We start from the raw sequence: 20,195 nt of genomic DNA, 5'->3' as shown, positions 1-20,195 counted from the left end.
CCTCTAGAGCGGATTTATTCATTAGTTATTATAGACGCCAATTTAGCATTCATTATGGAAAATATAATAATTTAAGTCATTTACACATAAAAAAAGGCTGGTGAAATCTCGCCAGCCTTTATCGGTATTCGTTTTTTAACGATAAGGTTAAACGTTAAATCTAAAGTGAACAACGTCACCATCTTTAACGATATAATCTTTGCCTTCTAGACGCCATTTACCTGCTTCTTTAGCACCAGATTCACCATTAAATTCAACAAAGGCATCGTAGCCAACCACTTCAGCGCGAATAAAGCCTTTTTCAAAGTCAGTGTGAATAACACCTGCTGCTTGAGGTGCTGTTGCGTTTTGACGCACGGTCCATGCACGCACTTCTTTAACACCTGCTGTGAAGTATGTATGTAAATGAAGTAATGAATAACCTGCGTTAATTACGCGGTTTAGGCCTGGTTCTTCTAAGCCCATTTCTTCCATAAATATTTCACGATCTTCTTCTTCCATTTCTGAAAGCTCACCTTCAATCTCTGCACATACCGCAACAACTACGGCGTCTTCTTGGGCAGCAATTTCTTTTACTTGATCAAGGTAAGGGTTATTTTCAAAACCATCATCATTGACATTAGCAATGTACATGGTTGGCTTTATGGTTAAAAAGTTTAAATATTTAATGGCTTCTTTTTCTTCTTTAGATAATTCTAAAGAACGAATCATATTACCTTCTTCAACATGCTTTAAAATGTTTTCTAAAATAGGTAATTCAAACTTAGCGTCTTTATCGCCGCCTTTGGCTTTCTTTTGTTGGCGAACGATTGCGCGCTCAGCAGTATCCATATCGGCAAGGGCTAACTCAGTGTTGATCACTTCAATGTCGTCAGCCGGGTTTACACCACCAGCAACGTGAACAATGTTGTCGTTTTCAAAACAACGAACTACATGACCAATTGCGTCGGTTTCACGAATATTAGCTAAAAATTTGTTACCTAAACCTTCACCCTTAGAGGCACCTGCTACTAAACCAGCAATATCAACAAATTCCATTGTTGTTGCAATAACACGTTCAGGGCCTACAATCTCAGCAAGTTTGTCTAAGCGAGGATCAGGCACAGGTACTACACCTGTATTAGGTTCGATGGTACAAAACGGGAAGTTAGCCGCTTCAATACCTGCTTTAGTTAGTGCATTGAATAGTGTTGATTTACCAACGTTTGGTAGGCCAACGATGCCACATTTAAATCCCATGTTTGCTTCCTATAAAGTTGTTATTGTGCTTTGAATGAATGCAGACGATTTTGTGCTTTTTTCAAGTCGTCTTTTTGCCATATTTCGAAACACCTAGATGCTTCATCAACACATTGATCAATTAAATCTTGTTCATTGGCAGGTGCTTTTCCTAACACATGCCCAGTTACGCGATCACGATGGCCAGGATGACCAATGCCAATGCGTAACCGATAAAAATCTTTATTATTTGCCATACGAGCGATGATATCTCGTAACCCATTGTGTCCACCGTGACCACCACCTTTTTTAATTTTGATCGTGCCGGGTTCCATATCTAACTCGTCATGTGCGACCAACATATTCTCGACTGGAATACGGAAAAAATTAGCAAGTGGTGCAACAGCTTGGCCACTTCTATTCATAAAAGTTGTTGGTATTAATAAATGGACGAGTTCTTCACCAATATAGCCTTTGCCATATAAGCCGAAGTACTTTTTTTCTGGACGTAGGGGAATGTTATAGCGTGAGGCGAGTTCTTCAACGAACCAAACACCTGCATTATGGCGAGTTCTAGTATATTCGGGGCCAGGATTACCTAGCCCCACAACTAGCTGAATGTTAGTCGTCAAGGAAAGTTCCTCGTCGATTATTCTTCAGTAGCTACTTCTTCAGCTGCTTCTTCGTCATCACTTCCGCCTTTAGGAGCGTTAGCAGTAACAACAGCTTGGTCGTGATCTTCACCTTTGGCTAATTCATCAGAAGTAACACCTTCTGGTAATTTAACGTCAGATAAGTGAAGAGTTTGACCTACTTCTAAGTCTGCACAATCAACTTCGATGAACTCTGGTAACTTACCTGGTAAACAAGTAATTGCGATTTCATTGATGTGGTGAGCAAGAACAGCACCTTTCTTCGCTACAGCTTCTTCGTTGATGAAGTGAACTGGAACGTTAGTGTGAATGTCGTGAGTAGCATCTACACGTAAAAAGTCTAAGTGCATTACTAATGGCTTGAACGGGTGACGTTGCATGTCTTTTAATAAACACTCAACTTTTTCACCGTCAACATTCAAAGTTAACACGTGTGAATAGAACGCTTCTTCTTCTTGTGCACGGAACACGTGGCGGTGCTCTAAAGTTAAAGAAACAGGGTCTTTGCCTTCACCGTAAAGGATCGCTGGAACTTTGTTCGCGTGACGTAGGCGGCGGCTCGCACCTTTCCCTAGGTCAGTACGTACTTCAGCATCCAAAGTAAAAATATCAGTCATGATTTTGTACTCAATAATAAATTAAAATTGTGTTGCTTTTTGCGACCAAAAACAACTATGTACCTTCTTTACTAGCAAGAAATTCTTGCTTGAGGTAAAAAAGGCGCGCAATAGTAACATTTAGCTGCGTTAGTTGACAATGGTTAAATGGGAAAAGGCGTAATTTATAAGCCGTATTTACTCGCTATTTCTTGATACTTACCCGATTGCTTGGCTGATACTAAGCATTTATCAATATTTTCAAGGAACACTTTCTTGTTATCAATGTTATTGCTAGCTTTAGAAACCGTGAGATAGTATGGCTTTTTGGCAACGGTAAACGGGTGCACCCTCACTTCGTCAGCGATGCCTAATTGTTTAGCTCGCCATTTAAAGGTTTCTTTTGAATTGGCCATGACTTGAAATCTTGGTGGGCTTGTTAACATCTGTCCGAACATCGAATCAATATCATACCCTTCAGTTACTTCGTCATGTAAACGTTTTTCTTCAATAATTTTTAGTACCTCTGGTGTATGGGCTATCCCTGATAGGTTACCAAATTTATATTTATAGAGGTCTTCAATTTTTTCAATGGTTACCTGATCAGTTTTTACCGAGACAAATCCATACTCACTGATAAATATGGGCTCTTTGCTATAAAGGACAAAGTTTTCTCTCGACTTCTTATGGGAGTATACGGCGATATCTAGCTGTCCTGATTTCATATAAAGATGTGTACGTTTTACTGGCAAGTTAAGATAATCTAAGCGGTAAGTTTCTCCGTTAAGGCAATAAGACAGCAACTCTTTACCCAACCCTAAATATTGCCCTTCAAGTTTAGGAAAAAAGAAAGGTGGCCATTTGATGTCATTAATTTTAATTGCCATAGTATTAGCAATAGCTACAGGCATAACAGCTATCCACACTAAGCTTAACCACAGTATATTTGTCAGCATAATCCTGCGCATAACTGATACCTAACGTTGAGATCTTACTTTTAATAAAGCACAATTTTAGTACTAATCAACTCTAATTTACGGTCAATAGGTGTCGTTAAGCGGTCAATATTTCTATCTTGTGCTTAGCTTATAGTGAGCATAATGAAGCAGGTTAGAGTATTTTTATGACGATTATCGTAGCATCAATTCCACTTTTCTTAATTCTTATCGCGGTTGAACTGTGGTTCGACAAAAAGCGAGGTACCCATTACTACCGCTTCAATGACGCGATAAACTCGTTGAGTTTGGGGATTTTAAGTCGTTTTACTGGGGTACTAAAATCATTGCTCCCGCTTTCTATTTATGTCGCTATTTATCAAGAGTTTGCGCTATTTGAGCTGCCATCAAATTCCGTTTGGGTTTGGTTATTTGCATTTATTATCTACGATTTAGCTTATTATTGGGTACATCGGCTGAATCATCGTATTCACGTGATGTGGGGCTCTCATGTTGTTCATCATTCAAGTGAAGAATACAATTTAACAACTGCCCTCAGGCAAACAAGTACGCCGAGCTTACTGGCTTGGCTAGTTTATTTGCCGTTAGCATTTATTGGTGTTGACCCTATTGTCTTTATTGCTTGTGCGTCTTTAAATCTTGTCTATCAATTTTGGGTTCATACACGTCACGTTAATAAAATGCCTGCATGGTTTGAAGCAATAATGGTGGCGCCTAGCCATCACCGTGTCCATCACGCACTTAATCGCGACTATATTGATAAAAACTATGCTGGCGTTTTTATCGTTTGGGATAAAGTATTCCAGTCGTTTCAAGCCGAAAAAGAAGGTATTGATATTGTTTATGGGGTTAGTCATCAGTTAAAAAGTTGGAATCCATTTTGGGCAAACCTTCAAGTTTACTGGAACCTATTAAAAGATGCCTATTGGGCAAAAGGGTTTAAAGACAAGTGGAAAGTGTTTTTTATGCCGCCAGGTTGGCGCCCAACAGACGTTAACGAGGCGCACCCTAGATCTTATGCCACCACCAAAACAATGAAGAAGTACGATGTTTCTCTCTCTGGCCCAATGAAGCGCTATATCTTCATTCAATTTCTTATCATGATGGTGCTTACTGTGACCTTCTTGTTACAGGTAGCAAGCTTGCCACTGGACAATTTGGTGCTTATTTGTTTACTTGCGAGCGCGTCGTTGATAATGATCAGTGGCCTTCAAGAATTAAAATCTTGGACGATTTGGGGCGAACCTATTCGATTAATGTTTGTGTCGGTTGTTTTTTACATACTGCTTGCACCAATAGTGAAAATTCACTTTACTAGCTATTTGGTGGCGATAACTTTGTTAGAGCTTGGCTATTTTTATATCGTAACAAAACACAATATGGAAAATACGGGGCAGTTGACGTCAGAGTCTTGATTGAGAAAGTTTAATAGCGGTTGGCTGTAGTCGATAGGCTTGCGGTGTTACACCAAACCAACGTTTAAAAGCTCGTTGGAAAGCACTTTGCTCTGAATAGCCTAATATCGAGGAAATATAAATTAACTTGTGATTGGTTTGTGTTAAGTAACTAATCGCTAGTTGTTGTCTTATCGATTCAACTAAAAGCGTCAGGTTTATTTGTTCTTTTTGAAACTGACGCTGTAATTGCCTGACACTAATGTCTAAATGGTTTGCGACATCTTCTAAGTTAGGCAACTGCTTGGGTAATTGCTCAATGATGTATTCTCGAATAATATCCATGGATGCTGATTGACGTTTGTTGGCCAGTTGCTGCTCAGCTTGGCCAACAAGTACATTCAATACATCACTATTACTACTAACAATAGGGAGTGTTAACGACTTTATATGGATTTTGACGCCATTAAAGTCATCGCCAAAAATCACTGGGCAACGAAAAAACGCTTGGTACTCTTTTACCGTTGTTAAGCACTGGTGAGTAAAGTGAACACTAATAGGTGCATCGGTACTTCGAGTATAGCTAAACGCAAAAGTCAGCCACGCAGTAATAACATGTTCAATGTTGTTTTTACTGGCCGCAGGGTGCGAGATATAACGCATAGTTAATACATTGTCATTGATTTCATGCTCAGCTTGACCAACATTACCAATCAAACATTGGTAGCGTTTTTGATAATAAAGCGCCTGTTCAAGGTTTGGGGCTGCAACGACAATATGACCTAATATCCCCCAAATTCCCAATTCGAATGCCTGGCCGAAATGAAAACCGATATTTTCGATTTTTAAGATGCGGCTAGCCTCAGCAAGCAGTGCGTCATAGGTTGATAAATCGTAGCGCGTTTTTGCATCTGCAAAGCTAACTTCATCAGTGGCTAGCGTTGTTAATATCTGCTGCTTCTTTATGCCTTGTTGCATTAAGAAATGCGCTAAAGACTTCACACAATATTGAGGTACTTGATAATCCATCGTGCAGTTAGGCTGCTTTATGTAGCGATTGGGCGAAAATGCCACGGGTAATATAGTATTGAGCAAGGTAGTAAGTCACCATAACAAGATAACTAGCCCCTGAAAAAGGGGTTACAAATAGGTTGGTTGCTAGCAAAGTATCAGACACTAAAAAGAAACATACGCCTAATTTCACTTGATTGTTTAGCCCTTTATAAAACGCAATCATTGCCATCACACTTATCACAACTAAATAGGTTGCAACTGGCACCATTAGTGAACTGGTATGGGGCAAAATGATATAGGCTGCGACCCCAGCAAATCCTAAAATAGCGACTAACTCGATATATTGAGGCTGCCTGTTATTGGTGTTGCTTTTTAATGTCAAAAAATAAATGCCATAGCATAGGTGAGCAATTAAAAAAGCGCCTAAACCATACTGGAAACTCATAGGGCTGGAAATCGAGAGGAAGATATCTCCAGTCATACTAAATAGAAGTGCTAAGCTCATGAATATTTTATGTCTACCCTCCAATTGACTAAAGCAGGTTAAAAAAAGCAGGAATATTGGTAATGCTTTTACCGAGAACTGAAACGGGTAGGTGGTAAAGGGTAAACTTGCTAGATAGATAATTGCGGTAAATAGATATAAATAGGTAACTTTTTTGTCAAACATTGGTTGTTATTTTTGTCATTGTTTTTCTTTTTATAGCATTTAATTTTAATTATTTATACAGTAGCGCCTTTTGTTACTAACACGGCTGATTTTTAGGAGTAAATTTTATGAAAAACTTGTTGGGTGTTATTTCTGGAATCAACATATTTGTTCGTGATTATGATGAGGCAATTGCTTTCTATCAAGACGTTTTAGGCTTTGAGTTAATTGAAGATATGGCGATGGGCACCGAAAAGCGTTGGGTAACACTTAAGCCAAATACTGCATGCCAAACACAAATAATTTTATCTAAAGCTCAGTCAGCAGAGAAGAAGTCGCTGGTTGGTAAGCAAGCGGGCAGCAGTGTACTGATGATTTTAACGACACCTGACTTTGATCGCACGTATCAACATTATATTGAACATGGTGTCACGTTTAGTGAAGCACCTAGACGCGAGCCGTATGGTAAAGTGGTTATTTTCGAAGATCTTTATGGCAACAAGTTTGATTTAATTGAACCGGCTGAACGATAAAAGCTAGCACAGTAGTTGTTTTACGCGGTAAAAAAAAACGGAGCTACAGGCTCCGTTTCTTATTTCAAATTCAAACGATATTAGTCTTCAAACATCGCTGAAATAGATTCTTCGTTACTAACGCGACGTATCGCTTCAGATAACATACCACTTAGCGTTAATTGACGTACGTTAGGTAGCGCCATTAACTCTTTCGATAATGGAATTGAGTCAGTTACAATAACTTCATCAATCACTGAATCTTTTAAGTTTTGCACTGCATTACCTGATAAAACAGGGTGAGTAGCGTATGCATAAACGTTTTTAGCGCCGTGCTCTTTTAGCGCAGCTGCAGCTTTAGCTAGCGTGCCGCCAGTATCAATCATGTCATCAACAATAATACAGTCACGACCTTCAACATCACCGATAATATGCATTACTTGAGCAACATTTGCTTTAGGACGACGTTTATCGATAATTGCTAAATCTGCATCATCTAATAACTTAGCGACAGCACGAGCACGCACAACACCACCGATATCTGGAGAAACTACTACAGGGTTATCAAGCTCTTTTTCAACCATATCTTCTAATAAGATAGGTGTACCAAATACGTTGTCTACCGGTACATCAAAGAAACCTTGAATTTGCTCTGCGTGTAAATCAACTGTTAAAACACGGTCAACACCAACACTAGATAAGAAGTCAGCAACTACTTTAGCTGTGATTGGTACACGAGCACTGCGTACACGACGATCTTGACGAGCATAACCAAAATAAGGCATTACCGCTGTAATACGACCAGCAGAAGCACGACGAAGTGCGTCTACCATGACGATTAATTCCATTAAGTTGTTGTTAGTTGGTGCACAAGTTGATTGGATGATGAATACATCGGCACCGCGGACATTCTCAGTGATTTCGACACTGATTTCACCGTCGCTGAAACTACCTACTTTTGCTTCACCTAAGTTCATATACAAACGATCAGCAATTTTCTTAGCCAGTTCAGGGGTGGCGTTACCCGCAAAGATCTTCATGTCAGGCACTGTCAGTTCCTCAGAAACTTTTTTGACATTAAAATTAACGCTCATAGCCACTAACTATGAGCAATGAATTTACATTTTACCAATTAATGGCAATTTTTTGCTGCTAGAAGGGGAAATTCTTAACAGCATGCATTAAAGGAGAAGTGTTTGCTCCTTTAGCTACAAACGATTCAATGCCTTGCGGCAGCTTACTTTGAATGTAACGTGCCTCTTGTTCACAGGTAAAGCTCGAAAATATACAAGCGCCCGTGCCCGTCATTTGAGACGGCGCATATTCTACCAACCAAGCTAATAGGTTGGCAACCTCAGGATAGCGATTTATTACCCAATTTTGACAATCATTATGGCAACTCGCTAGTTCGTAGTCACCTTTATCTATTGGTGCAGTATTTCGAGTTAAATCAGGTGCGCTAAATACCTCAGCGGTAGAAATACTGACATCAGGTTTGGTCACTAAATACCAATGTTCTTGTGGGCTTTGAGGGTGAATGATTTCTCCAACACCTTCTGCAAAGGCAGCGTGACCATGAACAAATATCGGCACGTCAGCGCCTAAACTCAGGCCTAATGCTGCAAGTTCTGTTGTTGTATAGTTTAATTGCCATAGCTTATTGAGTGCGACCAGCACCGTGGCTGCGTTTGACGAACCACCGCCAAGGCCACCGCCCATTGGCAACACTTTATCAATCGATATTTTTACGCCTTTATCGGCCTTACTCACTAATTGTAATTTTTTTGCCGCTTTTACAATTAAATTGTCATCGTGGGCAACACCTTTAAATGTTGTTAAAAGTTCAACCTTACCTGAGTCCGTTAATTCAAAGGTTAGTTTATCGCCAAAATCTAAGAACTGAAAAAGCGTTTGAAGGTTGTGATAACCGTTACTTCGTTGTCCGGTAATGTGTAGGAATAAGTTTAATTTTGCTGGTGCTGGAAAGCTAAAACGTTGACTCACTGACTAGAGTTCCCATCGATTAATTTGAAGTTTGATAGATAACTGCCCCTGCGTGATATCTATTTTATGTGGCAGCATAATTTGATTAACAGGGCGATATTGTCGGTATTTTACCTGCCATTGCTGCTGATTGAAATCACTATTCAAACCGCTAGGGTAGATATTGCTTTGATCATAGATGAGTTGGTCGTTAGTAATATGAGGACGAGCTTTTAACCAATCATTCAACGCATTAACTGGCAGGGTTAACCCTGTAAGCTGCCAAATGAGGTAGGAAAGGTTCGTTCCTTGGTGGCTTTCACCGTCAACATGGATAACATAATCTTGGGTTTGTTTTTCGAGCTCTAGAATATTAATCCCTAAAAATGTCGACAAGCTCAGTTTTTCTAACTGCTGGTTGTGTGTTTGCCACAAGACATTAGCACTTTGGCGCTCTTTGGGCGTGATGAAGGCAAGTTTTCCTGTAAACTGCCAATCACTGAGTTGGCTTAATTGTTGTTGATATTGATCGTCTGTGATTTCTCCGGTTATCTCAGGTAATTCGGACGTTGTGCTACAACCTGACAACAAAATGAAAAGAGAAAAGGTGATAAGAAAGTGTTGTTTCATTATTTTTACTATTAAGAATCAATTAACTTATTTGAACACAGCTTGTAAGGTGCTTTCAATCACTAGCGTTTTTTCGTAAAATACCCGGAATATTTTTGATGACATTATGTTTTTAACTATTTGATTAAATTTTTATCAAATATTGATGTTTAAAACGTTATTTTCTTTGCTACAGGTTATTTTTTTCTTCTATGTCAATTGTCGCTGTTGGGATCAATCATAAAACCGCACCCGTATCGGTGAGGGAAAAAATCGCCTTTAGTCCAGACACGTTGACACTTGCCTTGCAAGAAATGTTATCTCAAGTGCAGTGTCAAGAAGCCGCTATTTTATCTACCTGTAATCGCACTGAGCTTTATTTAGTGAAGCCGGGCGAACACGAACTCACTCAAGATAGAGTGATCTCATGGTTAGAGAAGCATCACAACATTCCTGCATCTACCCTTGTGCCAAGTTTATATTGGCACCAAGATCAAAAAGCTGTCACGCACATGATGCGAGTTGCCTGTGGTTTAGATTCATTAGTATTAGGTGAACCACAAATACTTGGTCAAATGAAACAAGCCTATAGCCAAGCAAAAGCTGCCGGCTCGATGGCGTTAGTGATGGACCGTTTATTTCAGCGTACTTTTGGTGTTGCTAAGCAAGTTCGCACTGAAACTGAAATAGGTGAGAATGCCGTTTCTGTAGCCTTTGCTTCGGTAAACCTTGCAAAGCATATTTTCGGCAAACTTGAAAAGGCACGGGTATTGTTGGTTGGTGCAGGTGAAACTATCGAATTGGTAGCTAAACACCTCTACGACAATAATGTCGGACATATCACCGTTGCAAACCGCACTATTTCTCGTGCCGAAGGCATGGCGAAACAAATCGGTGCGGATGTTATTACACTAGCGCAAATTCCTGAGCAAATGGCAAAAGCTGATATTGTCATCAGTTCTACGGGTAGTACGTTGCCAATCATCGGTAAAGGTATGGTTGAAACCGCACTTTCAGAGCGTAAACATCGTCCTATGTTTATGGTTGATTTGGCCGTGCCTAGAGATATAGAAGAGCAAGTTACCGAATTAGAAGACGTATTTTTGTATACGGTCGATGATTTGCAAACGATTATTGCTCAAAATATTGAAAATCGTAGAAAAGCAGCTGTTCAGGCTGAGTCGATTGTCTGTGATCAAGCAGGCAATTTTATGCTATGGTTGCGTGGATTAAATACCCAAGATGCTGTCATTAGCTATCGAAACCAGTGTGTAACTGAACGAGATATATTATTAGAAAGAGCAAAAAGTCAGTTAGCAAATGGCAAAGCGCCTGATGCAGTAATTAACGAATTAGCGACTAAACTGACGAACAAATTAATGCACGCGCCAACCCATGCTTTACAAAAAGCAGCCCAAGGTGGCGAGTTAGACAAATTAATCTATTTGCGTGATGTTTTTAACTTAGATGTTGAAGACATTAGCAAGCAAAAATAGACCTCAAATTAAGAGACCTTGTATTTTCCATGAATAAATCAGTTTATCAAAAACTTGAAGGCTTAGTTGAACGCTTTGAAGAGGTGCAGGCGTTATTATCTGATCCTGAAACTATTTCAAATCAAGATAAGTTTTTAGCGTTATCAAAAGAGTTTAAGCAACTTGAAGTGGTTGTTAATGCTTTTAACGACTATCAAGGCGCAGAAGATGATCTTGCTACAGCAGAAGAAATGCTAAAGGAAGATGACGCTGATATGCGTGAAATGGCGCAAGAAGAGTTTAAGGCGGCGAAAAAGGCGATTGAGCAGTTAGAGCACGATTTGCAAATTTTACTTTTACCACGTGATCCGAATGATGATAACAACTGTTTCATTGAAATTCGTGCAGGTGCTGGTGGCGACGAAGCGGCTATTTTTGCTGGTGACTTATTCCGCATGTATTCTCGTTATGCTGAGAAAAAAGGCTGGAAAGTAGAAGTCATGAACATGAATGAATCTGAGCAAGGTGGCTACAAAGAGATCATCGCTAAAATTAATGGTGAAGGCGTTTTCGGTGAAATGAAGTTTGAATCAGGTGGTCACCGTGTACAACGTGTGCCAGAAACTGAATCACAAGGTCGTGTTCATACGTCGGCTTGCACTGTTGTTGTTATGCCTGAAATTCCAGAATCACAAGCAATAGAAATTAACAAAGCCGATTTAAAGGTTGATACGTTCCGCGCCTCTGGTGCAGGTGGTCAGCACGTTAACAAAACAGACTCAGCCATTCGTATTACTCATATTCCAACAGGTGTTGTTGTTGAATGTCAGGATCAACGTTCTCAACATAAAAACCGTGCTCAAGCAATGTCGGTACTTCAAGCGCGTTTACAACAAGCTGAAGATGATAAACGCCGTCAAGAAGAAGAGTCATCTCGTCGTAGTTTAGTAGCAAGTGGTGATCGTTCAGAGCGTATTCGCACCTATAACTTCCCGCAAGGGCGTATGTCAGACCACCGTATCAATTTAACCTTGTACCGATTAAATGAAGTGATGGAAGGTAGTTTACAATTAGTTATGGATCCTATCCTGCAAGAAAACCAGGCTGATTTACTGGCCGCGCTTTCTGAACAAAACCATTAGGTTGTATGTTTAATTCGCCAATAACGGTTAAGCAACTCATCGGTGATGCCAGTGCATTGTTAAATGATATATCTGATAGTCAAATACTTGATTGTCAGATACTACTCTGTCATGTTCTAGACAAACCAACAAGCTACGTACTGACTTGGCCTGAGCAAGAAGTTTCAGCTGATAACCTAACGAGATTCACACAGTTATTTAGTCGCCGACTTAATGGTGAACCAATTGCCTACATTGTTGGTGAAAAAGAGTTTTGGTCATTGCCACTTTTGGTGTCTCCTGCAACGCTGATCCCTAGACCAGACACAGAAACACTTGTTGAACTTGTTTTAAATCACCATCAATCTTCACAGCTTAAATGTTTAGATTTAGGAACGGGAACAGGGGCCATTGCCCTCGCTTTAGCAAGTGAGAACCCTAAATGGCAAATTGAAGCGGTCGATTTCAATGCTGATGCCGTGGCGCTAGCTAATACAAATAAGCAACGCTGCGGTTTAAATACGGTAACTATTTATCAAAGCGATTGGTTTAGTCAGGTCAAAGAGTCTTCATTTGACATTATCGTGTCTAATCCCCCCTATATTGATGCGTTAGACCCACATTTATCTCAAGGTGATGTCCGTTTTGAACCGTCTTCTGCTTTGGTAGCCAACGATGAAGGATTAGATGACATTCGCCATATTATTGATAAGTCAAGATCGCACCTAAGTTCCAATGGCGGCAGCTTATACATCGAACATGGCTTTGAGCAAGGCAAGCAAGTACGTGATTTATTAACTCAATATGGCTATCGCGATGCGGTAACGCAAAAAGATTTTGGCGGAAACCCTCGTATCACGTATGCTAGTTTCTTCGCTAATTAATTTCTTTATTTAAATAACAATAATTTCAAGGATAAATAATGAAGCACTTACACATGACACTTGCAGCACTTAGCATTGCATTATTCTTTTTACGCTTTGTGTGGTTGATGTTAGGTTCAGAGCAATTACAGAAAAAATGGGTGAAAATTACCCCTCACGTTATTGATACCGCGCTATTAGCCATCGGTATTGTGATGGCTGTTAAGTTAGCCCTTAGCCCATTTGAATATATGTGGTTTGGTGAAAAAATCATCGCAGTTTTTGCGTACATTTTTACTGGCTATTACACCCTTAAGTTGGCACGCAACAGAACGATGCAAATTATTGGCTTCTTAGGGGCGATGGGTTGGGTGATGTTGGTTGCTCGTCTTGCTATTAGCAAACAACCTATATTTTTTATTTAACTGATATTGGCTATTGAAAGTTTGTCAGTAGCCCTTATATCCCACCTCATAAAGTAGTTTTTTGAAGTAGTAGATGAACGAATTATTATTAGCTGAATTGAAGTCAGAGCATATTAACATGCTTGATACCTTAGTGCTTGCCGAAGAGTTTATTTTTGGCGCGGGTATTAAACCTATTCCACAGGTGCAGGCACTTGCTGATCATTGTTTAGCTGAAATTGAAGATATTGAAGATGAGCTTACTCAAGCTGAAACTTTAATTAACGAATTGTTTGTTAATCAACTTTTTCTCGATAAAAAACACACGTTATGGCCAGTTTCTAGCCATCAAATCGTACCTAGTTTGCTTTATCGCATTATGTCACCGGCGTTAAAATGTATCTTGCTATCGCATATCATTAAGCATTGTGGCTTTGAGGGGAATATTGTTTACGTACCAGAAAAATTGATGGTGCAACTGGTATGTGATGAAGACTATACCATTATCTTTGATCCTATCGTCGGTGACTCTTTAACGTGGGAAGACTTAAGTCTTCGTATGTCAGATAGCGATCATTTTATTAACTTTCAGCAAGTAGAGCCTTTGTCAGACAAAGAGGTATTGCTTAAGCATTTCTCGTCGTTAAAAGAAGCGTTAATTCGTGAAAATGAATATCGCAAAGCATTGAAATGCATCGATGTTATTTTGGCACTAAAACCAGATGACCCCTATTTAAGACGTGACCGTGGCTTTTTGCTTCATCAACTTGATTGTTTTAAAGTAGCCTATGATGACTACCGATACTTTGTGGAACAGTGTCCGCAAGATCCAGCAGCTCAGCTGCTAAAGCTGCAATTAGAAAATATCACGATTACCGACACCATTTTACATTAGTTACGGAGACTACATGGTTGATACGCCAATGATCACCAATGATGCAACAGTACTTGGCTTACTGGTTATTTTGCTAGGTGGTGTTTTTTATACTGCGCAGCATAATGGCGCGATGTGGAAAAAGTTTTACGCTGTTGTGCCAGCCGTGTTACTTTGTTATTTCTTACCTTCTTTATTGAATACTTTTGGTGTCATCAGCGGTAAAGAGTCGAATCTATACTATGTTGCATCCCGTTACTTATTACCTGCATGTTTGGTGTTATTAACGCTAAGTGTTGACTTGAAATCAATCTCAAAACTTGGCGCTAAAGCCGTTATTCTGTTCTTCACTGGTACCCTTGGTATTATTATTGGCGGACCAATTGCCTTATTGCTAGTTGCTCAATTTTCACCTGAATTATTAGGTGTTACTGGGCCAGATGCAGTATGGCGAGGCATGACCACTGTCGCTGGAAGTTGGATTGGTGGTAGTGCTAACCAAGCAGCTATGAAGGAAATTTATGGTGCAGGCGATCAAATATTCTCTGTCATGGTCACGGTTGATGTTATCGTCGCGAACCTTTGGATGGCGGTGATTTTAGTGATGGCGGGCAATGCCAAAACGATTGATGCCAAGACAGGCGCTGACACGTCGGCGATCAGCGAGCTTAAGCTGAAAGTAGAGCAGTTTCATGCTAAGCACGCGCGTATACCAACCCTTGCAGATATCATGATTATCATTGCGGTTGGTCTTGGTGTAACTGGTTTTGCTCATTTATTTGCTGACAACATCACGCCATATTTTGTTGAACACTTTCCAAATACTGATCGTTTTAGTTTTCACAGTAAATTCTTTTGGATGATAGTTTTTGCTACCTCAGTAGGTATTGCTTTATCTTTTACTAAAGCGAGAGAGTTAGAGGGTGTAGGTGCTTCAAAAATCGGTTCAGCATTTTTATACCTTTTAATCGCGACGATTGGCATGAAAATGGATGTCACCATGATATTGGATACACCTATCTATTTTATTATTGGCATGATTTGGATGCTCATTCATGCAGGCTTAATGCTATTCGTCGCTAAATTAATAAAAGCCCCGCTGTTTTATATGGCTGTTGGTTCACAGGCCAATGTCGGTGGCGCTGCATCTGCACCCGTTGTTGCATCAGCATTTCACCCGTCGTTAGCGCCTGTAGGCGTGTTGCTTGCTGTATTAGGCTACACTGTGGGAACATACATGGCATGGCTGTGTGGACAAATTTTACAAGCTATTGGTTAATTCGTTAGCCAAAGCATTACTAATTAGGAAAACATATGAGTAAGCAATTAATTGAGCTTAATCAAATTGAAATCGCCAATGATAAGCCATTCGTATTATTTGGTGGTATGAATGTTTTAGAGTCTCGAGACTTAGCAATGACTATTGCTGAAGCGTATAAAGAAACAACGCAAAAGCTTGGTATACCCTACGTTTTTAAAGCCTCTTTTGACAAAGCGAACCGTTCATCTGTGCATTCTTTCCGCGGTCCAGGTCTTGATGAAGGCTTAAAGATATTTGAAGAGATAAAATCGACCTTCAATGTACCTATCATTACTGATGTTCACGAACCTCATCAAGCGCAGCCTGTTGCTGATGTGGTTGATATTATTCAATTACCAGCGTTTCTAGCCCGTCAAACTGATCTTGTTGTCGCAATGGCGAAAACAGGAGCCATTATCAATGTTAAAAAGCCTCAGTTTTTAGCCGCTCATGAAATGCGCCATATTATTACTAAGTTCGGTGAAGCAGATAATGATAATATCATTTTATGTGAGCGTGGCAGCTGCTACGGCTACAACAATCTTGTTGTTGATATGTTAGCGATGGATGAGATGAAAACGATGGCACCTGTTATGTTCGATGCGACTCATGCTCTGCAGCAACCAGGCGGGCGCAGTGACTCTGCTGACGGCCGAAGAGCCCATGCCGCGCAACTTGCTCGTAGTGGCATGGCAATCGGTATTGCCGGCTTATTTATTGAGTCTCATCCCGACCCAGATAATGCTAAATGTGACGGTCCTTGTGCTTTACCATTAGAAAAACTTGAGCCGTACTTAGCGCAAATGAAAGCGATCGATGATTTAGTGAAAGGTTTTGAACCGCTAATTACAGAATAGCCGATGGTAGTATACGTAGTTACTTCTGCGTTTAGCAAAAACTAAAAAAGGTGCCTAGGCACCTTTTTTTGTTTGTTTCGTCTGCGCTTATTCAGCTGTTAGGCTAATTGTATCATCTGCTAATTCAGCGATTAATGCCGGATGCTGCGTTAAGCTTGCATTTTCAGTATCAAGTTGAAACACTTGCTTAGCTAACATATCTAGCTGTTCGTTGATTTTCATTAGATCTGTTGAAATTTCAACGTGAGCAACGTTAGTTAACTGCGCTGTATTTACAGGTGTAGCGATTTCTAAGCTCGCTGCGTTTGCAACAGGTAAGAGGACAGTCAGGGTGCAAGTAGCAGTAAGTTTTTTAATAAAAGTCATGTTTTTAATTCCAGAAAAAAGTTAATAAATCTAATAGATTTTTAGGGCTTTATTCTTCTTATGAAAAAGACTTTAATTTGCGTTTTCTCTGAGCCTTGTGATTTTTAGAGTTAAATCAAGGTGAAAGAATGTCGCCCTTATCTACAGTGCAAATTTTAGTCTTATACTGGTAAAAAATAAAATGACAATTTATAATGTTAATCATTAGAAAAACTAATGTATTTATGTGTGTTGTTTTAGGTCAATAAATAAATATTCAGTTAACTGCGTTAGTTATCCATTTGTTATAAGACTGTTAAGTCAAAAAGGTGCTTTGTGGCAGTAAGATTACCTCCGTTAAATGCGTTGCGTGCGTTTGAAGCGTCAGCGAGACACTTAAGCTTTACAAGAGCTGCAGAAGAATTGTTTGTTACTCAGGCCGCCATTAGCCATCAGATCAAGTCGTTGGAAGAGCATTTAGGCATAAAATTATTTATGCGTAAAAATCGTGCGCTACTTTTAAGTGAAGAAGGGCAAAGTTACTACTTAGACATTAAAGATGTTTTCAATTTGTTACATGACGCGACAGAAAAGTTACTTGCTCGTGGTGCAAAAGGGGCAATTACTGTTAGTTTGCAACCAAGTTTTGCTATTCAGTGGCTTGTACCTCGCCTTAATGATTTTAATGAATTACATTCTGAAATTGATGTCCGTATCAAAGCCGTTGACCAACCAGATAATTCACTGACAGAAGATGTCGATATAGCTATTTACTATGGTAGAGGTCGCTGGCCGAATGTTGTTGCTAAGCAACTTCATACTGAGTATCTAATTCCTGTGTGTTCGCCGCTTTTAATGACAGGAAAAAAGCCTATTCATACTGTTGACGATTTAAAACAGCACATTTTGCTTCACGATACTTCAAGACGTGATTGGAAGCGCTGGGTTAAACAAGTGGGCTTAAAAGGTATAAACGTAAATCATGGCCCGATATTTAGTCACTCAACTATGGTGTTGCAAGCAGCTATTCATGGTCAAGGTATTGCGCTTGCCAATAGTTTTCTTGCACAACCTGATATTGATGCGGGACGTTTGGTAAGCCCGTTTACTGATGTATTAATTAGCAAAGATGCTCATTTTTTGGTGTACCGTGAGCATCAGGCTGAGTTAGGTAAAATTGAAGCGTTTAACCAATGGATGATGGAAACTGTTGCAAAAGAGCAAAACGTGATTAGAGATGGGCATATTACCGATGAATAATATTATCCATGAACAAACAGACGACGCCATCGCAACTTTTATCTTTGCTCATGGCGCTGGTGCCGGCAAAGATCATGAATTTATGGTTGAAATCACACAAATGCTGTTGGCAAGAAAAGTTAATGTGATTCGTTTTGATTTTCCTTATATGGCAAAACGGCTGGTCGATAGTAAAAAATATCCACCCAATAGAATGCCTGTGTTACTTGACGCTTATCAAAGTGTTGTAGACTCATATCAAGATGAATTACCGTTGTTTATTGGTGGCAAGTCGATGGGCTCGCGTGTAGCAATGACATTGCTTGCTGAAAACGACGGTCGAAATGGCAAAATAAAGGGGGCTATCTGCTTAGGATACCCGTTTCATCCACCAAAAAAATTAGACAAATTACGATTAACGCCTCTTCAAGAAAACAAACGAAATACGCTAATTTGCCAGGGTAGTCGAGATACCTTAGGTAACCAGGAAGAGATTTTGGGCTATAGTTTGCCTAGTCACTACCAACTGTGCTTTTTACCTGATGGCGATCATGATCTTAAGCCTCGCGTTAAATCTGGGCATACACATCTGGCACATAAAGAAAAAGCCGTTAATGAGATGGTTACATTTATAAGACAACATTGTGAGCAGAGTAAAGATGAATAAAGCATGTCGTTATTTTATGGCATTTTTGCCAGTATTTATTGGCGTCAGTGGTGCTTTTTCTGTACTATTCGGCGCTTGGCTTGCTCATGCGTCCGCTAGTTATTCTTTAAGTGATGTTGAACGTATGACAAGTGCGCATTTTTATCAGTTTATACATACCGTTATTTTACTTGTACTATGGTTAGCCTTTGAGCATAAAGCACGTTTCGTGATTGCGTTAAGTGCCTTGTTAATGGTCAATGGGATTATATTATTTAGCGGCAGTTTGTATGTTAAAACCTTCTTTTCATATAGTGAAATAAGTGCGTTAGCACCCTTTGGCGGAATGAGTTTTGCGATAGGGTGGGGTGTTCTTCTATTTTTAGGTAAACGTAAATGACCTGTATTGTACTTTATTGTCGCCCTGGCTTTGAAAAAGAGTGTGGCGCGGAAATTCAAGAAAAAGCTTCATGGAGTGAGGCATTTGGCTACATTGAAGTATTAAAGAAACAAGGGATTGTGCTTTACCATTTATATAATGCTGAAGATGGCGAAAAGTTAATTGAAAAATTACCGCTTAAACGTCTTATTTTTGCGCGCCAATGGTTTTTAGCCTTAACACCACGTGTTGAATTACCAACGACAAACCGCGTTGAAGCGATTGTTGAAGCCTTGGGAACTGATTGGCAATACGTTGACTTACGTATGGAAACAGCTGATACCAATGATGGTAAAGCGTTGTCGAAATTTTGCAGGAAGCTTGCTGTACCTTTAAGGCAAGCACTACGTAAGCAAAAAATTATGACCGAAAAAGGTGATCATGACGGCGCTAATTTGCATGCGCTATTTTTATCAGGCCAAGAGGTTATTCTTGGTTATTCGCTAGGGCATAACAGTTCGCTACATCAAATGGGTATCCCGCGATTAAAATTCCCTAATCAATCACCGAGTCGCTCGACACTCAAGCTAGACGAAGCATTCCTACACTTTATTCCTAAAGAACAATGGGAAACCCGTTTATGCTCTGGCTTAAAGGCTGTTGATCTTGGTGCTGCGCCCGGCGGTTGGACATACCAACTCGTTCGCCGTGGTATGATGGTTTCATCGGTTGATAACGGCCCTATGGCAGAATCGTTAATGGATACTGGCCAAGTTAAGCACTATATGGTTGATGGTTTTAAATTTGTACCAAGTAAAATGAATGTTCATTGGTTGGTTTGCGATATGATTGAAAACCCTAAACGTGTCGCTAAATTAATGGTTAAGTGGTTACTTCACGGGTACTGCCAAGAAGCGATGTTTAATTTGAAGTTACCGCCAAAAGGTCGCTATCAAGAAGTTGTACAAGATTTACAACTTATGAAAGATGCTTTTAGCGAGGCTGAAGTGAAATATGAGCTCTATGCTAAGCATTTATACTACGATAGAGAAGAAGTTACCGTGCACGCTAGGTTATTAAGCCCTGCACCTTTTATTAAAAGTTAACT

The 20,195-nt window shown here is 39.8% G+C and carries 23 protein-coding genes; 13 read left to right on the top strand and 10 right to left on the bottom strand.

The window, feature by feature from the left end; all coding sequences use genetic code 11:
• Positions 1–147: 147 nt before the first annotated feature.
• The 4 genes from ychF to QQK02_RS03220 all read right to left on the bottom strand — a co-directional run bounded on the left by ychF (position 148) and on the right by QQK02_RS03220 (position 3,435).
• Entirely contained in the window at positions 148–1,239 is a 1,092-nt protein-coding gene (gene ychF, locus QQK02_RS03235; RefSeq protein ID WP_284206515.1) for a redox-regulated ATPase YchF, read from the bottom strand.
• A 20-nt stretch (positions 1,240–1,259) separates the two neighbouring features.
• On the bottom strand, positions 1,260–1,850 hold the full coding sequence (pth, locus tag QQK02_RS03230) for an aminoacyl-tRNA hydrolase (RefSeq protein ID WP_284206514.1): 591 nt from the start codon (positions 1,848–1,850) through the stop codon (positions 1,260–1,262).
• Positions 1,851–1,867: 17 nt separating this feature from the next.
• Entirely contained in the window at positions 1,868–2,488 is a 621-nt protein-coding gene (locus QQK02_RS03225) for a 50S ribosomal protein L25/general stress protein Ctc (protein ID WP_407705004.1), read from the bottom strand.
• A gap of 164 nt (positions 2,489–2,652) precedes the next feature.
• Complete coding sequence (locus QQK02_RS03220; protein ID WP_284206513.1) at positions 2,653–3,435, bottom strand: substrate-binding periplasmic protein; 783 nt, start codon at positions 3,433–3,435, stop codon at positions 2,653–2,655.
• 155 nt (positions 3,436–3,590) lie between these two features.
• Between QQK02_RS03220 and QQK02_RS03215 the strand changes: the two genes are divergently transcribed.
• Positions 3,591–4,838, top strand: a complete 1,248-nt coding sequence (locus QQK02_RS03215) for a sterol desaturase family protein (protein ID WP_284206512.1) — start codon at positions 3,591–3,593, stop codon at positions 4,836–4,838.
• Here QQK02_RS03215 and QQK02_RS03210 read toward each other — a convergent pair.
• Positions 4,827–5,846 carry an AraC family transcriptional regulator gene (locus QQK02_RS03210; protein WP_284206511.1) on the bottom strand — a complete coding sequence of 340 codons (1,020 nt, stop codon included), beginning with the start codon at positions 5,844–5,846 and terminating at the stop codon, positions 4,827–4,829. The two genes, QQK02_RS03215 and QQK02_RS03210, sit on opposite strands and share 12 nt — an antisense overlap.
• Positions 5,847–5,853: 7 nt before the next feature.
• Positions 5,854–6,501, bottom strand: coding sequence for a lysoplasmalogenase (locus QQK02_RS03205; RefSeq protein ID WP_284206510.1), 648 nt, complete (start codon positions 6,499–6,501; stop codon positions 5,854–5,856).
• Positions 6,502–6,608: 107 nt separating this feature from the next.
• On the opposite strand from QQK02_RS03205, the gene QQK02_RS03200 reads away from it, so the two are divergent.
• Positions 6,609–7,013, top strand: a complete 405-nt coding sequence (locus tag QQK02_RS03200; RefSeq protein WP_284206509.1) for a VOC family protein — start codon at positions 6,609–6,611, stop codon at positions 7,011–7,013.
• A gap of 80 nt (positions 7,014–7,093) precedes the next feature.
• Here QQK02_RS03200 and QQK02_RS03195 read toward each other — a convergent pair whose 3' ends face one another.
• From QQK02_RS03195 to lolB, 3 genes are all read right to left on the bottom strand, one after another.
• The gene (locus QQK02_RS03195) at positions 7,094–8,041 is read right to left on the bottom strand and encodes a ribose-phosphate pyrophosphokinase (protein ID WP_284206508.1); all 948 of its coding nucleotides are present in this window, start codon (positions 8,039–8,041) and stop codon (positions 7,094–7,096) included.
• Positions 8,042–8,144: 103 nt separating this feature from the next.
• Positions 8,145–8,996 (bottom strand): 4-(cytidine 5'-diphospho)-2-C-methyl-D-erythritol kinase, encoded by an 852-nt coding sequence (gene ispE, locus QQK02_RS03190; protein WP_284206507.1) that lies wholly within the window; start codon positions 8,994–8,996, stop codon positions 8,145–8,147.
• A gap of 3 nt (positions 8,997–8,999) precedes the next feature.
• The gene (gene lolB / locus QQK02_RS03185) at positions 9,000–9,605 is read right to left on the bottom strand and encodes a lipoprotein insertase outer membrane protein LolB (protein ID WP_284206506.1); all 606 of its coding nucleotides are present in this window, start codon (positions 9,603–9,605) and stop codon (positions 9,000–9,002) included.
• 191 nt (positions 9,606–9,796) lie between these two features.
• On the opposite strand from lolB, the gene hemA reads away from it, so the two are divergent.
• From hemA to kdsA, 7 genes are all read left to right on the top strand, one after another.
• A complete protein-coding gene (gene hemA, locus QQK02_RS03180) occupies positions 9,797–11,080 on the top strand; it encodes a glutamyl-tRNA reductase (RefSeq protein ID WP_284206505.1) in 1,284 nt (427 codons plus the stop codon).
• A 29-nt stretch (positions 11,081–11,109) separates the two neighbouring features.
• The gene (gene prfA / locus QQK02_RS03175; protein ID WP_284206504.1) at positions 11,110–12,201 is read left to right on the top strand and encodes a peptide chain release factor 1; all 1,092 of its coding nucleotides are present in this window, start codon (positions 11,110–11,112) and stop codon (positions 12,199–12,201) included.
• A gap of 5 nt (positions 12,202–12,206) precedes the next feature.
• Positions 12,207–13,064, top strand: a complete 858-nt coding sequence (prmC, locus tag QQK02_RS03170) for a peptide chain release factor N(5)-glutamine methyltransferase (RefSeq protein WP_284206503.1) — start codon at positions 12,207–12,209, stop codon at positions 13,062–13,064.
• A gap of 38 nt (positions 13,065–13,102) precedes the next feature.
• On the top strand, positions 13,103–13,468 hold the full coding sequence (locus tag QQK02_RS03165; RefSeq protein WP_284206502.1) for a SirB2 family protein: 366 nt from the start codon (positions 13,103–13,105) through the stop codon (positions 13,466–13,468).
• A gap of 73 nt (positions 13,469–13,541) precedes the next feature.
• Complete coding sequence (locus tag QQK02_RS03160; RefSeq protein WP_284206501.1) at positions 13,542–14,342, top strand: tetratricopeptide repeat protein; 801 nt, start codon at positions 13,542–13,544, stop codon at positions 14,340–14,342.
• 13 nt (positions 14,343–14,355) lie between these two features.
• Positions 14,356–15,600 (top strand): DUF819 family protein, encoded by a 1,245-nt coding sequence (locus tag QQK02_RS03155; RefSeq protein ID WP_284206500.1) that lies wholly within the window; start codon positions 14,356–14,358, stop codon positions 15,598–15,600.
• Positions 15,601–15,635: 35 nt separating this feature from the next.
• Positions 15,636–16,478: a 3-deoxy-8-phosphooctulonate synthase gene (gene kdsA / locus QQK02_RS03150; protein WP_284206499.1), complete on the top strand. Its 843-nt coding sequence runs from the start codon at positions 15,636–15,638 to the stop codon at positions 16,476–16,478.
• A gap of 87 nt (positions 16,479–16,565) precedes the next feature.
• Here kdsA and QQK02_RS03145 read toward each other — a convergent pair whose 3' ends face one another.
• Positions 16,566–16,844 (bottom strand): hypothetical protein, encoded by a 279-nt coding sequence (locus QQK02_RS03145; protein WP_284206498.1) that lies wholly within the window; start codon positions 16,842–16,844, stop codon positions 16,566–16,568.
• Positions 16,845–17,159: 315 nt separating this feature from the next.
• Here QQK02_RS03145 and QQK02_RS03140 point away from each other — a divergent pair, with 315 nt between their 5' ends.
• The 4 genes from QQK02_RS03140 to rlmM are packed head-to-tail and all read left to right on the top strand — an operon-like array spanning position 17,160 to position 20,193.
• Entirely contained in the window at positions 17,160–18,083 is a 924-nt protein-coding gene (locus tag QQK02_RS03140; RefSeq protein ID WP_284206497.1) for a transcriptional regulator GcvA, read from the top strand.
• The gene (locus QQK02_RS03135) at positions 18,076–18,729 is read left to right on the top strand and encodes an alpha/beta family hydrolase (protein ID WP_284206496.1); all 654 of its coding nucleotides are present in this window, start codon (positions 18,076–18,078) and stop codon (positions 18,727–18,729) included. Before QQK02_RS03140 ends, QQK02_RS03135 begins: the two co-directional genes overlap by 8 nt.
• Entirely contained in the window at positions 18,722–19,108 is a 387-nt protein-coding gene (locus QQK02_RS03130; RefSeq protein ID WP_284206495.1) for a DUF423 domain-containing protein, read from the top strand. The genes QQK02_RS03135 and QQK02_RS03130 overlap by 8 nt, the downstream gene beginning before the upstream one ends.
• The gene (rlmM, locus tag QQK02_RS03125) at positions 19,105–20,193 is read left to right on the top strand and encodes a 23S rRNA (cytidine(2498)-2'-O)-methyltransferase RlmM (protein WP_284206494.1); all 1,089 of its coding nucleotides are present in this window, start codon (positions 19,105–19,107) and stop codon (positions 20,191–20,193) included. The genes QQK02_RS03130 and rlmM overlap by 4 nt, the downstream gene beginning before the upstream one ends.
• Positions 20,194–20,195: the final 2 nt, after the last annotated feature.

It is taken from the genome of Thalassotalea eurytherma (genome assembly GCF_030161415.1).
Lineage (GTDB): Bacteria > Pseudomonadota > Gammaproteobacteria > Enterobacterales > Alteromonadaceae > Thalassotalea_G > Thalassotalea_G eurytherma.
Note: the sequence above shows the minus strand (reverse complement) of the source record. Positions and strands in the feature narration are given on the sequence as shown.

Bases quoted from the DNA above. Each gene is read 5' to 3' on its own strand.
- ychF (WP_284206515.1), bottom strand. From the start codon at position 1,239: ATGGGATTTAAATGTGGCATCGTTGGCCTACCAAACGTTGGTAAATCA.
- QQK02_RS03225 (WP_407705004.1), bottom strand. From the start codon at position 2,488: ATGACTGATATTTTTACTTTGGATGCTGAAGTACGTACTGACCTAGGG.
- QQK02_RS03220 (WP_284206513.1), bottom strand. From the start codon at position 3,435: ATGCGCAGGATTATGCTGACAAATATACTGTGGTTAAGCTTAGTGTGG.
- QQK02_RS03215 (WP_284206512.1), top strand. From the start codon at position 3,591: ATGACGATTATCGTAGCATCAATTCCACTTTTCTTAATTCTTATCGCG.
- QQK02_RS03210 (WP_284206511.1), bottom strand. From the start codon at position 5,846: ATGGATTATCAAGTACCTCAATATTGTGTGAAGTCTTTAGCGCATTTC.
- QQK02_RS03205 (WP_284206510.1), bottom strand. From the start codon at position 6,501: ATGTTTGACAAAAAAGTTACCTATTTATATCTATTTACCGCAATTATC.
- QQK02_RS03200 (WP_284206509.1), top strand. From the start codon at position 6,609: ATGAAAAACTTGTTGGGTGTTATTTCTGGAATCAACATATTTGTTCGT.
- lolB (WP_284206506.1), bottom strand. From the start codon at position 9,605: ATGAAACAACACTTTCTTATCACCTTTTCTCTTTTCATTTTGTTGTCA.
- hemA (WP_284206505.1), top strand. From the start codon at position 9,797: ATGTCAATTGTCGCTGTTGGGATCAATCATAAAACCGCACCCGTATCG.
- prfA (WP_284206504.1), top strand. From the start codon at position 11,110: ATGAATAAATCAGTTTATCAAAAACTTGAAGGCTTAGTTGAACGCTTT.
- prmC (WP_284206503.1), top strand. From the start codon at position 12,207: ATGTTTAATTCGCCAATAACGGTTAAGCAACTCATCGGTGATGCCAGT.
- QQK02_RS03165 (WP_284206502.1), top strand. From the start codon at position 13,103: ATGAAGCACTTACACATGACACTTGCAGCACTTAGCATTGCATTATTC.
- QQK02_RS03160 (WP_284206501.1), top strand. From the start codon at position 13,542: ATGAACGAATTATTATTAGCTGAATTGAAGTCAGAGCATATTAACATG.
- QQK02_RS03155 (WP_284206500.1), top strand. From the start codon at position 14,356: ATGGTTGATACGCCAATGATCACCAATGATGCAACAGTACTTGGCTTA.
- kdsA (WP_284206499.1), top strand. From the start codon at position 15,636: ATGAGTAAGCAATTAATTGAGCTTAATCAAATTGAAATCGCCAATGAT.
- QQK02_RS03145 (WP_284206498.1), bottom strand. From the start codon at position 16,844: ATGACTTTTATTAAAAAACTTACTGCTACTTGCACCCTGACTGTCCTC.
- QQK02_RS03135 (WP_284206496.1), top strand. From the start codon at position 18,076: ATGAATAATATTATCCATGAACAAACAGACGACGCCATCGCAACTTTT.
- QQK02_RS03130 (WP_284206495.1), top strand. From the start codon at position 18,722: ATGAATAAAGCATGTCGTTATTTTATGGCATTTTTGCCAGTATTTATT.
- rlmM (WP_284206494.1), top strand. From the start codon at position 19,105: ATGACCTGTATTGTACTTTATTGTCGCCCTGGCTTTGAAAAAGAGTGT.